Genomic DNA, 13,725 nt, shown 5'->3' with positions numbered 1-13,725 from the left:
CCCCCAGCCTCTTGCGCCCCGGGTTAGGTTGGCGGTGTGAGCGAACGCCCCCAGATCAGCACGGCCGGCGCCCTCCGAGCCTCCGGCCTCACCGTGAAGACCCTGCGCGAGGAGCTGCGCGCCAACCTGCTCGCGCGGCTGGCGTCCGGGGAGAACCCCTGGCCGGGGCTGCACGGCCTCAGCCGCACGGTGTTGCCGCAGCTCGAACGAGCCCTCATCGCGGGGCACGACGTCGTGCTGCTGGGCGAGCGCGGGCAGGGCAAGACGCGCCTGCTGCGGACGCTCGTCGGGCTGCTCGACGAGTGGACGCCCGCCGTCGAGGGCTCCGAGCTGCGCGAGCACCCGTTCAACCCGATCACGGACGCCACCCGCGCCCGCATCGAGGCCGAGGGCGACGACCTGCCGATCGTCTGGGTGCACCGCGACGAGCGGTACGCCGAAAAGCTGGCGACGCCGGACACGTCCGTGGCCGACCTCATCGGCGACGTCGACCCCATGCGCGTGGCCGAGGGCCGCCGCCTGGGTGACCCCGAGACCATCCACTTCGGCCTGATCCCGCGCTCGAACCGCGGCATCGTCGCCATCAACGAGCTGCCCGACCTCGCCGAGCGCATCCAGGTCGCCATGCTGAACGTGATGGAGGAGCGCGACATCCAGATCCGCGGCTACGTGCTGCGGCTGCCGCTCGACGTGCTCGTCGTCGCGTCCGCCAACCCGGAGGACTACACCAACCGCGGCCGCATCATCACGCCGCTGAAGGACCGTTTCGGCGCCGAGATCCGCACGCACTACCCGATCGAACTCGCCGACGAGGTCGCCGTGATCGAGCAGGAGGCCGAACTGGTGGCAACCGTGCCGCCGGTGATCCTCGAGATCCTGGGCCGGTTCACGCGCGCGCTGCGGGAGTCGCCGTCGGTGAACCAGCGCTCCGGTGTGTCGGCGCGGTTCTCGATCGCCGGCGCCGAGACCGTCGCGGCCGCCGCCCGCCACCGCGCGACCGTGCGGGGTGAGCCGGACGCCGTCGCCCGCCTGGTCGACCTCGAGGCGGCCGTCGACGTGCTCGGCGGCAAGATCGAGTTCGAGTCCGGCGAGGAGGGCCGCGAGTGGGATGTGCTCGCCCACCTGCTGCGCACCGCCACCGCGGACGCCGTGCGCGCCCACCTGCGCGGGCTCGACCTTGGGCCCCTCGTCGCGGCGCTCGACGGCTCCCGCACCGTGGTGACGGGGGAGCAGGTCACCGCCCGCGAACTGCTGGACGCCCTGCCCGAGGTGCCCGGCGGACTGTACGACGCCGTCGCCGAGCGCTTCGACGCGGGCAACGACGGCGAACGCGCCAGCGCGATCGAGCTGGCGCTGGAGGGGCTGTACCTGGCCCGCCGCATCAGCAAGGAGTCCGACGACGGGGAGACCATCTACGGGTGACCCCCGCCGCTGGTCAGCGCGTCGCGCACCGCACGCCACCCACGCACGGGCCACTCACGCAGAGGCCACCCACGCACAGGAGGTGAACCGATGGCAGGTCCCCAGCACCACCGGGCCCGGTACGGGCGTTACGCCGGCGGTCCCGATCCGCTGGCCCCGCCGGTCGATCTCGCGGAGGCGCTGGACGCCATCGCCGACGACGTCATGGCCGGCTACTCCCCGGAGCGGGCGCTGCGCGAGTTCCTGCGCCGTGGCGGGGAGCGGCAGCAGGGCTTCGACGACCTGGCGCGCCGCGTCCAGCAGCGCCGACGCGACCTGCTGAATCGGCACAACCTCGACGGCACGTTCCAGCAGGTGAAGGAGCTGCTCGACAAGGCCGTCCTGGCTGAGCGCAAGCAGCTCGCCCGCGACGCGATGATGGACGACGACGACCGGGCCTTCCGCGAGATGCGGCTCGACAACTTGCCTGCGTCCACCGCCGCCGCGGTGAACGAGCTCGCGTCCTACGACTGGCAGTCCAGCGACGCCCGGGAGTCCTACGAGCAGATCAAGGACCTGCTGGGACGCGAGCTGCTCGACCAGCGGTTCGCCGGGATGAAGCAGGCCCTGCAGAGCGCCACGGACGAGGACCGCCAGGCCGTCGCCGAGATGCTCGGTGACCTGAACGAGCTGCTCGACAAGCACCGCCGCGGTGAGGACACGCCCGAGGACTTCGACGCCTTCATGGCCAAGCACGGCGAGCACTTCCCCGAGAACCCCCGCACCGTGGACGAGCTGATCGACGCCCTCGCCCAGCGGGCGGCCGCGGCGCAGCGCCTGCTGAACTCGATGACGCCCGAGCAGCGGCGCGAGCTCATGGAGCTCTCGGCGCAGGCGTTCGGTTCGGCGTCCCTCATGGCACAACTGGACGCCCTCGACGGCAACCTGCAGGCGCTGCGCCCCGGGTTGGACTGGACCGGTTCGGAGAATTTCCGCGGCAACGAGGGCATGGGGCTCGGCGACGGCACCGGCGTCGTCCAGGACCTCGCCGAGCTGGATGCCCTGGCCGAGCAGCTCCAGCAGGACTACAGCGGCGCGCGTGCCTCCGACATCGACGTGGACGCCGTGATGCGCCAGCTGGGCGAGGACGCCGCCGTCTCGGCGCGCACGTTGGCGCAGCTCGAACGGGCGCTGCGGGAGGGCGGGCTGTTGCGCCGCTCGGCCGACGGCTCGCTCCGGCTGTCACCGCAGGCGATGCGCCGGCTCGGCAAGGCGCTGCTGGCGGACGCCGCGAAGCAGCTGTCGGCGCGCACGGGCGCCCGTGATGCGCGGACGGCGGGCGCGGCGGGCGAAGCCACCGGTGCGACACGGCCGTGGGAGTTCGGCGACGCCCAGCCCTGGGACGTGACGCGGAGCCTCACCAACGCGATCCTGCGCACCGCGTCGGAGGGCGGCGACCCGGGCGCGGGCGTCCGGCTGGACGTGCGCGACGTCGAAGTGGTCGAGACCGAGGCGCGGACGCAGTCGGCGGTCGTGCTGCTCGTCGACACCTCGTACTCGATGGCCGCCGAGGGTCGCTGGGTGCCAATGAAGCGGACGGCGCTCGCGCTGCACCACCTCGTCTCGACCCGCTTCCGGGGTGACCAGCTCCAGCTGATCGGTTTCGGACGCCTCGCCCAGAGCCGCAGCATCGATGAATTGACCGCCTTGCCGCCGGTGCGCGAGCAGGGCACCAACCTGCACCACGCCCTGCTGCTCGCCGAGCGCTTCTTCGCCGCCCACCCGAGCATGGATGCGGTGCTGCTCGTGGTCACCGACGGCGAGCCGACGGCGCATTTGGAGAGCTACGGCGATGCCTGGTTCTCCTGGCCCCCGGAGCCGGAGACGATCCGCCGGACGGTGACGCAGCTCGACCGGGTGACCCGACGGGGGACCCGCACGACGTTCTTCCGGCTGGGCGACGACCCAGGGTTGCGGCACTTCCTCGACCAGCTGGCCGACCGGGTCGGCGGCCGCGTCATCGCGCCGGAGCTGGACGACCTCGGCGCCGCGGTGGTGGGGGAGTACCTCCGGTTCCGCCGCGCCGGCTACGACGACCTGGAGTGGGAGGCCTGATCGGCTGAGGGCTGGGCTGCTGGGGCTGAGCTGCTGGGGGCGTCCGCGTGTCGGCCCGGGCCGGCCGGGGGAGTTGTCCCTAGCCTGTCGAGGTGACCACCCACTACCGCTGGCAGCTGCAACCGCGGTTCTTCGTCATCCTGGGCGTGCTGGTGGCCCTCATCCTCGGCATCTGGGGCGTCTCGGCCCTCGTCGGGGTGGTGACCGCGCCGCGTCCGGCCGAGTTGCCGCGCGGGGGCCGCACGATCTTCCCTGAGTACCGCCTGTACGGCTATTCCGGCTACCCGGGCTCGTCGGCCCTCGGACGGCTGGGCACCGGTGACCTCGACGAGCGGATGACCGAGATCGAGCAGACGGGCGCCGACTATGTGGGGGACAGGGAGCTGCTGCCGGTCATGGAGCTCATCGCCGTCACGGTGCACGGGACGCCCCAGGCCGACGGCCTGTACCGCACGAGGACGTCCGATGAGATCATCCAGAGCTGGCTGGACGCGGCGCGGCGCCACGAGGCGCTGTTGCTGCTGAACATCCAGCCGGGCCGGGCGTCGATGCTGGACGAGGTGAAGCACCTGGAGAAGTGGCTGGTCGAGCCGGACGTGGGCCTGGCGCTGGACCCGGAGTGGGCGGTGAGTGGCGACGAGATTCCCGGGCGGGTGTTCGGCCACACCACGGGGGCGGAGCTGAACGAGATCGCCGACTGGACCGCCGCGTTGGTCGCCGAGCACGACCTGCCGGAGAAGGTGCTGCTGTACCACCAGCTCCACGAGAACATCGTGTCGGACGAGGCAGCGCTCGTGCCGCACGAGGGTGTGGTGCTGATCAAGTCCATCGACGGCATCGGGACGCCCCGGGCCAAGACCAACACCTACGAGCGCATCGTCGCGACGACGCCCGAGTACGTCCACTTGGGGTTCAAGCTGTTCTTCGAGGAGGACGCCCGCCACGGCCCGCTGATGACGGCCGAGGAGGTCATGGCGTTGACCCCGCAGCCGGAGTATGTGCTCTGGGAATGAGGCTCGGAGCTCAGCCGGCGCCGGGGGCGTCCCAGCGCTCGACGCCGACGCCCGCAGCGGTGAGGATCGCCGCGCCCGAGGGCAGGCCGGAGGTCGCGCGCACCTCCTCGGTGTAGGTGGTCTCGAAGACGACCCGGCGGACGCGGCGGCTGTTGACGATGAGCCGCGCGCAGGTGGCGCAGGGCTCGTGGGTGACGTAGAGGGTGTGCTGTTCACCGTTCCAGTTGGCCGCGAGCAGGGCGTTCACCTCGGCGTGGATGAACCCGCTGAGCCCCTGGTCGAGCGACTCGCGCTCGTTGGGCTCGCCGGCGGCCCGGCCGTTGTAGCCGACGCCCACCACGCGGTGGAAGTGGTCGAGCAGGCAGGCGCCGACGCGCACCTTGGCGTCCGCGCTGCGGGAGGCCCACAGCCGGGCCGTCGCGATACCCAGTTCGTCGAAGCTCGGGCGGTTCGTCGTCATGGCGGCAACCTAGCGGGAGGTGGGCGCAGGCGGGGTCAGTGCTCCAGAGGTGGGTGCAGGTCGCTCATCCGGAACCGCTGGCGAGCCATGACGGCCAGCACGTCCAGCACGAGGGCGGCCGCCCCGATGCCCGCCAGCACCGCGACGTCACCCATCAGATGGGCCCACTGCCCTCCGGAGATGACGACGCGGAAGGCGTCGATGGTGTAGCTGATCGGCATGAACGGGTGGATCCAGGCGAAGAAGGGCGGCAGCACCTCGACCGGATAGGTTCCCCCGGTCGCCGAAAGCTGCAACACCAGCCACACGAGCAGGAGCGCGGAACCGGGCAACCCCAGCGCCATGCGCATGAGGTGCGCGATGCCGGAGAACACGAGGGCTCCCAGGGCCGTCAGGAGCACGGTCGCCACGGGGTGGACGGGGTCGAGCCCCATGCCCCACCAGGTGATGCCGAGCATGAGCAGGGCGCCCGCCAGCGCCACGGTTCCGAACGGCAGCCAGGCGCTCACCGCGAGGCGCAGGGGGTGGAGCCGGCCGGCCAGCAGGCGTCCGGAGATCGGTCGCATGACGAGGAAGCCCGAGATCCCGAAGACCCACATGGCGATCGAGAAGAACAGGGGCGCCAGGCCGCGGCCGTAGTAGGTGGCCGGGTTCAGCACGTCCATGCCGACCTGGACGGGGGAGGACAGGACGAGCGCGGCGGCGTCCTGCTGGTCCTCGGTCAGCAGCGGAATCTGTCGGACGCCGGACGCGAGTCCGTCCCGCAACGTCTGGGCCCCCTCAAGCAGGCGGCCGAGCCCTGTTTCCAGTTGCTCAGACCCCGTCACGAGGCGGGTGAGGCCCTCGTCGAGTTGCTGCCCGCCGTCCACGAGCCGGTCCAACCCCGTCGCGAGGCTGCCCGAGCCGTCCGCCAGCTGGTCCACAGCGTCCGCAACTTGGCCCACGCCAGAGGCCACCGAGCCGGCGCCGTCGGCGGCCCGGCCGGCGCCCGCCGTCAGGTCGTCGGCACCGGACGCGACCCGGTGGGCCCCGTCGTTCAGCGCCGTGAGATCGTCGCGGGCCTGCTGGGCCTTGTCGTCCGCGACGAACGACTGCACCTTCTGGTTCACGGTGGCCGAGTCGGCCGCCACCGTGGCCACGGTGCTCTCGATCGTGCCCGCCCGGTCAGCTGCCCGCTCGAGCGCGGCCCGGGCGTCGGCGAACTGGGGGGAGTCGGCGATGTCGGGGTTGGCCTCGGCCAACGCGTCCAGCCGCGCGGACGCCGCGCTGAGTTCTGCCGAGAGCGCTGCGGCCGCGCAGTCACCCTGGACGGTGTCGTTGATCTGCTGGACGCGGGCGTCGATGGCCTGCACGTCCGTCGCCACCGTCTGCTGCACGGAGATCGCGGTGTCGAGCACGGGGAGCACGGTGTCATTGAGCCGCTGGGTGCCGTCGGCCACCTGGTGCGCACCGTCGGCCAGCGTCGAGGAGCCGGCCGTCAGCTGGTCCAGCCCGGTGTGCACCTGGTCGGCGCCGGACTTCAGTTGGGGCAGCTTGCGATCCAGCTCGGACGCGCCCGCCGCGAGCCGGCCGGCGCCGGCGTCCGCCTGGCGCAGGCCGGCGAGGAGGTCGCCCGAGCCGGACTGGGCGGTCTCCAATCCGGTCGTCAGGTCAGCCGAGCCGGTGTGGGCGTCGGCGAGCCCGGACGCCAGCTGGTCGGCCCCGGAGGCGGCGGAATCCATGCCTCGTCGAATCGTGGCGAGATTCTTGAAGACCGCCTTGAAGTAGGCGTCCACGGCCGCCTTGTCGACCGCATTCTCGATCTTGGTCTGCGCCGATCCGGTCACCGACCCGATGACGAAGCCGTTGGCGTCATTGCGCCGAAGCGTGATCTGGGCCCGCTGGGGGTCGGCGCTCTGGCCGCTCACGAGATCCTCGCTGAAGTCCTCCGGAATCTCCATGACGAGGTAGTAGCGGCCCTCGACCAGACCGGCCTCGGCGTCGGCGCGCGAGGTCACCCGCCAGTCGAACGTGTGTTGCTCGAGAATCTCCCGCTGGACGTCGTCGCCGGCGGCGATCGTCTCGTCGTTCAGGGTGACGGGGGAGTCCTCGTTCACCAGCGCCACGGGCAGCTTCGTCAGGTTCCCGTACGGATCCCAGTTGGCGTAGAGGTAGACCGCGCCGTAGATCACGGGCACCAGGAGGGCGAACAGCAGCGCCAGGACAGGCAGGACGCCGCGGAAGCGGCGAAGTTCATAGCGCGAAAGCATTCACGACTCCTGGGTGATGACGCGGGGGCGCAGGTGCCCGAACGAGAGGGAGAGGGCTTCCCGCGTCTGCGGGGGTGGCAGGTGCAGGACGGCTGCGCCGCGGGGGAGCGGGGAGGACTCCAAGGCGCTCACCACGAAGGAGTGCCCGAGCGTGCCCAGGAGATCCATGGCCCGATACAGCTCCTGGAGTTGCGGCACGGTGAGTGCGTCGTCGACGTCGTCGAGGACGATGTGGTGGGCCGGCCGCTGGCAGGCCAGGAGTGCAGCCAACAGGGTCCGCTCGTAGGCGCTCAGGGTGTCGACCCGGGCCGACGGAGCGAAGTGGTGGTCGATCGCCTCCTGCAGCGCCATGAACGACTCCCGCCCACGGCGCACCCCGATGCCGTCGGCCAGCGCGTGTTCGTCGGCGGCCTCGGCGACGGTGAGATCCGGTTCGAGCTCCACGAGGTCGGTGATCCTGGCGACCGCGGAGCGGTGGCGCAGCAGCCGGGGTTGGCGCAGGCCATCGAGGTCGCCCACGCGCAGGGTGCCCGTCAGGCCACGCATGCGCCCGGTGATCGCGAGCAGGAACGCCGACCTCCCCGACCCCTGCACCCCGAGCACGGCCCCGTGGGTGCGCGGCGGCAGTACCCAATCGACAGGGCCGAAGACGCGGCCGTGCGGCGTGGTGAGTTCAAGGCCCTGCGCCACGAGCGCCTGACCCTCAGGGGTCACGCCCCGTGCAGCATGCCGGGGCGCCGTCCTCGGCGCTGGAGATGCGGTCGTCATCGGTTGGCGTGATCGGCAGCAGGCTCACTGCTGGCCTCAGGAGTGGCCTCGGGCGCGGGCACCTCGCGGGGAGTGTCGTCCGAGGCCGGCTCGGGCAGGGCATCGGGTGAGGTCTCGGGCCCGTCGTCAGCAGGCTCACTGTCGTTCATCGTCATCTCCGGGAGTTGCGGCGTCTGTCAGCTACGATACCATCAGTATCGAATCCCAGTGGTATCGAGGAGTTCGGATGACAGAGGGCACAGGGGCAGGGCGGCCCAGCCGGCCGAAGCGAGCCCAAGTACGCGCCGACATCGTGTCGGCCGCCACGTCAGCCTTTGAATCCGCAGGCTATGCCGACACCTCCGTGGACGCCGTCGCGGCGGCCGCGGGGTACACGAAGGGTGCTGTCTACTCGAACTTCGGCAGCAAACCCGAGCTGTTCGCCGAGGCCTGCGCCGAGAGACTCGCCGCCATCAGCGCCGACCTGCTCGAACGGGTGGCGCCGGTGCTCGATGCGGGGGGCGAGCGAGACGAGCTCGTGCGGCCCCTGGCCGAGGCGGTCGTGGCCGCCACCCTGGACACCCCGTTGCGGTGGCAGCTGCTGCTCAACGAGTTCCGGAGCGTGGCGCTGCGCGACCCGGCCGTCGACGCGGCCTATCAGAAGCTGTCCGCGCGTCGCGTCGCTGTCCTCGTCGAGCTGCTGAGCTCCAACGCCTACCTGGCCCGCTTGGCGCCGGCCGCTCTGCAGCGTTCGGTGCTCGTGCTGCTCACCTTGGTGAACGCGCTCGCCCTGGAGCACGCAGCGGCCCCCGAGACCGTCGATGCGTCGACGGTCACCCACATCGTGGCGGCGTTCTTCGACGTCGTCCTCCCCTGAGAAACGTCACCGAAAGAAGGAGTCATGTACTACAGCAGCGGCAACTACGAAGCCTTCGCCCGCCCGCGCAAGCCGGAGCGCGCGGAGCGCATCGGAACCGTCTACATCGTGGGGTCCGGGCTGGCCGGACTCGCGGCAGCCGGGTTCCTCATCCGCGACGGCCAGGTGCCGGGAGCTCAGATCACCATCCTGGAGGCTGCGCCCATCCCCGGCGGCGCCCTGGACGGGATCCAGGATCCACACCGAGGCTTCAAGGCTCGCGGCGGGCGGGAGATGGAGGACCATTTCGAGTGCCTCTGGGATCTGTTCCGCTCGGTGCCGAGCCTTGAGAAGCCCGACGCGAGCGTCTTGGACGAGTTCTACTGGCTCAACAAGGATGATCCGAACTACTCGCTGCTCCGAGCGACCGAGAACCAGGGCAAGGACGCCCATGCCGACAGGAAGTTCCGTCTCACCAAGCGGGCGCAGAAGGACCTCACTAAGCTCTTCTTGACCCGGAACGAGGATCTGCACGACAAGCGGATCAATGAGGTGCTCGGCAGGGACTTCCTCGCCAGCACCTTCTGGATGTACTGGCGCACCATGTTCGCGTTCGAGGAGTGGCACTCGGCCCTGGAGATGAAGCTGTACCTGCAGCGATTCGTGCACCACATCGGTGGGCTGCCGGACTTCTCAGCGCTCAAGTTCACCAAGTACAACCAGTATGAATCGCTGGTCCTGCCCCTGGTCGAATGGCTGAAGGACGCCGGCGTCCAGTTCGCCTACGACACTCGCGTGACGAACGTGGCCTTCGACATCACGGCTCAACGCAAGACCGCCAGGCGCATCGACTGGCTACGGGCGGGGGAGACCGGCGGCACCGATCTGGGACCGGACGACCTCGTCTTCATCACCAACGGGAGCCTCGTCGAGAACTCGCGGTGGGGCGACCATCACACACCCCCGGAGTACGATCCCGAGATTCACGAGGGTGGGCTCTGGGCGCTGTGGCGGGCCGTGGCACGGCAGGATCCGAGCTTCGGGCGTCCGGACGTGTTCTGCACCCACCCCGAGGAAACCACGTGGGAGTCGGCGACGCTGACCACCCTCGACGCGCGGGTGCTGCCGTACATCCAGGCGATCTGTCAACGCGACCCGTTGTCGGGGCGTGTCGTGACCGGCGGAATCGTGACCGTGCAGGATTCGAGTTGGCTGATGAGTTGGACCATCAACCGGCAGCCGCACTTCGCGAGCCAGCCCGAGGGCACCGCTGTGGTGTGGATTTACGGCCTGTTCTGTGATGCCGTGGGCGACTTCGTGAAGAAACCCATGCGCGACTGCACGGGTGAGGAAATCGCGGCCGAGTGGCTGTTCCACCTGGGGGTGCCGGTGGACCAGATCGCCGAACTTGCTGCCTCCGCCGTGGTCTGCCTCCCGTGCATGATGCCGTTCGTCACCTCCTTCTTCGAGCCCCGCCGGGCGGGAGATCGTCCGAACGTCGTTCCGGACGCCGTGACCAACGCCGCGTTCGTCGGCCAGTTCGCCGAGACGGAGCGCGACTGCATCTTCACGACGGAGTACTCGGTGCGCACCGCCATGGAGGCGGTCTACACCCTGCTCGACATCGAGCGGGGCGTGCCGGAGGTGTTCGCATCGACCTACGACGTGCGTTCCTTGGTCGACGCCGCCGTGCGAGCGCGTGACGGTGCCAAGTTCCCGGTGCCGCGGCCGGTTCAGCGGCGGCTGGACCGGACCGTCATCGGGCCGCTCCTGCGTCAGTACGGGGCGATGTAGGAATCAGCCGACCGCCAAGACGTCCACGGTGGGCTTCGGTGGCCGTGCCCGCGGCCGCCGACGCCCACCGGCGGTTGTCCGATAATGCACATTATGTCAGATTCCACCAGGACTGCCACGGGGGTGTCGATCAGTCTGTGTCCCCTCGTCCCCGACCTGGCACTATTCGCACTCACTTGGCACCTGCTATAGTAAGTCGCACCGCCTCGCACATACCTGGCACCGCGTGGCATCGCTCAGGAGGGACCGTCAATGTCGCGAACCGCGTCAGCGCAGCAGGTCCCCGCGAACCTCTCTGCGACCGAGACGCTGTTCGAGGCCGTGATCGGAGGCCAGCGTGTCTCTCGCTTCGTCAGCGACGGGCTGGACCATCTTGTCGTGGAGACGGCCACGCCGGTCCGGTCCTTCTTTGCTTGGAAGGGAAAGCGGAACTACGAGGGCCGCTACTTCAGCGCCACCACAGGTGGGCACGTCGTCTTCGAGAGCCACCTGGAGCACGACTACCTCATTAGCGTGGACGCCGACCCTGCCGTACTCGCCGTCGCGGCGCAGCCCTTCCTGCTCATCTGGCCACGGGGCCAAGCAGGTGGCAAGTTCCACTACCCAGACTTCTTCCTCCGCCTGCGCGACGGGAGTGCCCGGGTCGTGGACGTGCGCCACCCCGACCGCGTTGAAGCCGCAGAGAAGCAGTTCGCATTGACTCGCGAGGTGTGCGAGGGGCAGGGATGGCAGTACGAGGTGTGGACCGGACTACCGCCCGTGAACATGGCCAACCTGCGCTGGCTTCACGGCTACCGTCTCGACCGCTTCGCCCCTGACGACGCGCTGCGCCGGATCATCCTCAACTCCTTCTCCCCTGGCACCGAACTGGCCCCCGGCCTACGCCGGGCGGTCAAGTCCAGCGGTGAGGACAAGGACCGCGTGCACGCGGCGATCCTCCACCTGATGTTCTTCGGCACGCTGAGCGTCGATCTGGGCCAACCCTTGTCCATGGACTCCCACATCACCCTCGCGGAGGTCTCATGCGCTTCGTGAGGCCCTTGGACCTGATCGAGTACGACGGGCAAGGCTGGCAGGTCGTCTCGGTGGACGAGGACGCGATGGTGGTGCTGCGCAACCTCGCGGACGCCCAGTTCCGCACCGTGGCCGGGGTCGACCTGCTCCAGGACGTAACTCCTGCCATTCCCCAGCCCAAGCCCACAACCCTGCCCAATCTCAGCGACGCCTCGATACTGGAGGACCTCGACCCCGAGGACCGTGCCCGCACCGAGTTCCTCCACCGGGCTGTCTTCGAGGTGCTCACCGGCAGACCCCCGGGCGCGCTGCCCCAGGACTTCGAGCCGGACCCGGCCTACGACCTCGCCACGACGACGCTGGGTGAACGGCTGGAGGTCAAGAGCGCCCGCCTGCGAGAGGCAGGGACCCCGATCTCGGTGCGTTCGTTGAAGCGCCACATCGCCGCCTATCGCAAGGACGGGATCAAGGGCCTGGTCGACGGTCGGGTCCTGCGCCAGCAGGCTGGCACAGGGTTCCAGTCCGAGCAGATCGTGGCTCTGCTGGAGGAAGCCATGACGGGTCAGGAGTTGAAGTCCACCGGCACGCGCTCCCGGCTGATCCAAGAGGTTCGCTGGAAGGCCGAGGAGCAGAACATCACGGTGCCCCACGAGGCCACCATGTACCGGCTGCTGAAGCGCCTCGAACGAGGACGCCACACCTTTGGCAACGCAACCACCCGCCGCTCCACGGCCAACCGCCCGGACCGGACGTTCGGAGGCCAGACGCCTCAGCGTCCCGGGGAACTCGTGGAGATCGACTCCACTCCCCTGGACGTGCGCCTGCTCCTCGATGACGGCACGGTCTCCACGGTCGAGTACGACAAGAAGGGCAACGTGGTTGCCTCCAGCATGGAACTGACCGTCGCCATCGACGTGGCGACCCGCGTGCCTCTGGCCGCAGTGCTGCGGCCCTCCACGAAAGCCGCTGATGCTGCCATCCTGCTGGCGAGGATGCTCACCCCGGTTCCCGAGCAGCCGGGATGGCTCGGCACGGTCGACTATGCACGGGACACGATCCGCGCCGGGGTGATCCCCGACCAGGACGAGGTGCTCAGAATCATGGCGTCCAGGCCCACTATCGTCCCCGAGTCCATCACCATCGACAGAGGCAAGGCTTACGCCTCCTCCACCTTCCTCAACGGCTGCGAGATGCTGGGCATCTCGGTGACCATGGCCGCGCCTCGAAGCCCCACGGACAAGCCCCACATCGAGCGGTGGTTCCGCTCGCTGAACACGCTGTTCACCCAGTTCCTCGGTGGCTACAAGGGGTCCAACGTCCTCCTGCGTGGACATGACCCCGATGGGGAGGCCGTCTTCAACGCGGCCCAGGTCTCCGTCCTGCTCGACCTGTGGATCGCGCAGGAGTGGATGCACCGTCCCCACGACAGACTGCGCCATCCTGCCCTTCCCAAGCGGACCCTCACCCCTGGTGAGATGTACTCCATCCTCTCCGGGGTCACTCCCTCGGTGCCGATGCCGCTGGCCCGAGAGCAGTTCATCGGGCTTCTCCCCCGCGAGTTCCGTGCCGTGAACGCGGACGGAATCACCATGGACCAGATGCGCTTTGACTCCCCAGCACTGCATCCCTACCGTCGCCGCCCCTCGGGTCGAGGAGAGCCGCACCCGGACCTCTGGCAGGTGCACGCGGACCCCTACCGGATGAACTGCATCTGGCTCTATGACCATGAGAAGCGCGAGTACATCCAGGCCGACTGGACCATGGCCAAGCAGGCAGTCATGCCGTTCTCGCGCGAGACGCTGGCGCTGGCGCGGCGAATCATCCGGGGCAGAGGCGAGCCCGTCTCCGGTCAGTCCATCCTGCGGGAGGCCAATCGGATCATGACCGAGCCGCTCACCGCTGCGGAGAAGCGAGCCAAGAGGCGGCAAGCCACTCCCCTGGTCCCGCCAGCCGACCCTGATCCCGATGCCCCCATGGTGGATGCGGGCGAGCCCGTGCAGTCACCCTCGCCTCCCCGACCGAGCAAGCCCGCCCCCAGCACGGCCCACCTCATGGGCCACTTTGACGAGGAGTGAT

General features: G+C 69.7%; 11 protein-coding genes. 7 read left to right on the top strand and 4 right to left on the bottom strand.

Translation table 11 applies throughout. The annotated features are described in order from the left end of the window. Positions 1 to 36: 36 nt before the first annotated feature. The 3 genes from PCC79_RS08315 to PCC79_RS08305 all read left to right on the top strand — a co-directional run bounded on the left by PCC79_RS08315 (position 37) and on the right by PCC79_RS08305 (position 4,529). Positions 37 to 1,422, top strand: coding sequence for a magnesium chelatase (locus PCC79_RS08315; protein WP_342373553.1), 1,386 nt, complete (start codon positions 37 to 39; stop codon positions 1,420 to 1,422). A 90-nt stretch (positions 1,423 to 1,512) separates the two neighbouring features. Beyond that, a complete protein-coding gene (locus PCC79_RS08310) occupies positions 1,513 to 3,516 on the top strand; it encodes a VWA domain-containing protein (protein ID WP_342373552.1) in 2,004 nt (667 codons plus the stop codon). A 92-nt stretch (positions 3,517 to 3,608) separates the two neighbouring features. Further along, positions 3,609 to 4,529 carry a hypothetical protein gene (locus PCC79_RS08305; RefSeq protein ID WP_342373551.1) on the top strand — a complete coding sequence of 307 codons (921 nt, stop codon included), beginning with the start codon at positions 3,609 to 3,611 and terminating at the stop codon, positions 4,527 to 4,529. A gap of 10 nt (positions 4,530 to 4,539) precedes the next feature. Here the strand turns inward: PCC79_RS08305 and PCC79_RS08300 are convergent, their stop codons facing one another. The 4 genes from PCC79_RS08300 to PCC79_RS08285 are packed head-to-tail and all read right to left on the bottom strand — an operon-like array spanning position 4,540 to position 8,155. After that, positions 4,540 to 4,989 carry a deaminase gene (locus tag PCC79_RS08300; protein ID WP_342373550.1) on the bottom strand — a complete coding sequence of 150 codons (450 nt, stop codon included), beginning with the start codon at positions 4,987 to 4,989 and terminating at the stop codon, positions 4,540 to 4,542. Between the two features lie 35 nt (positions 4,990 to 5,024). Then, entirely contained in the window at positions 5,025 to 7,238 is a 2,214-nt protein-coding gene (locus tag PCC79_RS08295) for a YhgE/Pip domain-containing protein (RefSeq protein WP_342373549.1), read from the bottom strand. Beyond that, entirely contained in the window at positions 7,239 to 7,952 is a 714-nt protein-coding gene (locus PCC79_RS08290) for a hypothetical protein (protein WP_342373548.1), read from the bottom strand. 50 nt (positions 7,953 to 8,002) lie between these two features. Further along, positions 8,003 to 8,155 carry a hypothetical protein gene (locus PCC79_RS08285; protein WP_342373547.1) on the bottom strand — a complete coding sequence of 51 codons (153 nt, stop codon included), beginning with the start codon at positions 8,153 to 8,155 and terminating at the stop codon, positions 8,003 to 8,005. Between the two features lie 77 nt (positions 8,156 to 8,232). Here PCC79_RS08285 and PCC79_RS08280 point away from each other — a divergent pair, with 77 nt between their 5' ends. The 4 genes from PCC79_RS08280 to PCC79_RS08265 all read left to right on the top strand — a co-directional run bounded on the left by PCC79_RS08280 (position 8,233) and on the right by PCC79_RS08265 (position 13,724). Continuing rightward, entirely contained in the window at positions 8,233 to 8,862 is a 630-nt protein-coding gene (locus tag PCC79_RS08280) for a TetR/AcrR family transcriptional regulator (protein WP_342373546.1), read from the top strand. A 24-nt stretch (positions 8,863 to 8,886) separates the two neighbouring features. Continuing rightward, on the top strand, positions 8,887 to 10,635 hold the full coding sequence (locus tag PCC79_RS08275; protein ID WP_342373545.1) for an oleate hydratase: 1,749 nt from the start codon (positions 8,887 to 8,889) through the stop codon (positions 10,633 to 10,635). 252 nt (positions 10,636 to 10,887) lie between these two features. Beyond that, positions 10,888 to 11,670 (top strand): TnsA-like heteromeric transposase endonuclease subunit, encoded by a 783-nt coding sequence (locus PCC79_RS08270; RefSeq protein WP_342373544.1) that lies wholly within the window; start codon positions 10,888 to 10,890, stop codon positions 11,668 to 11,670. Next, complete coding sequence (locus PCC79_RS08265) at positions 11,667 to 13,724, top strand: Mu transposase C-terminal domain-containing protein (RefSeq protein WP_342373543.1); 2,058 nt, start codon at positions 11,667 to 11,669, stop codon at positions 13,722 to 13,724. The genes PCC79_RS08270 and PCC79_RS08265 overlap by 4 nt, the downstream gene beginning before the upstream one ends. The last annotated feature ends 1 nt before the right edge of the window (position 13,725 follow it).

This window comes from Propioniciclava soli, assembly GCF_038502305.1.
GTDB lineage: Bacteria > Actinomycetota > Actinomycetes > Propionibacteriales > Propionibacteriaceae > Propioniciclava > Propioniciclava soli.
The sequence above is the reverse complement of the archived record's forward strand: the minus strand, read 5'-3'. Positions and strand labels throughout refer to the sequence as shown.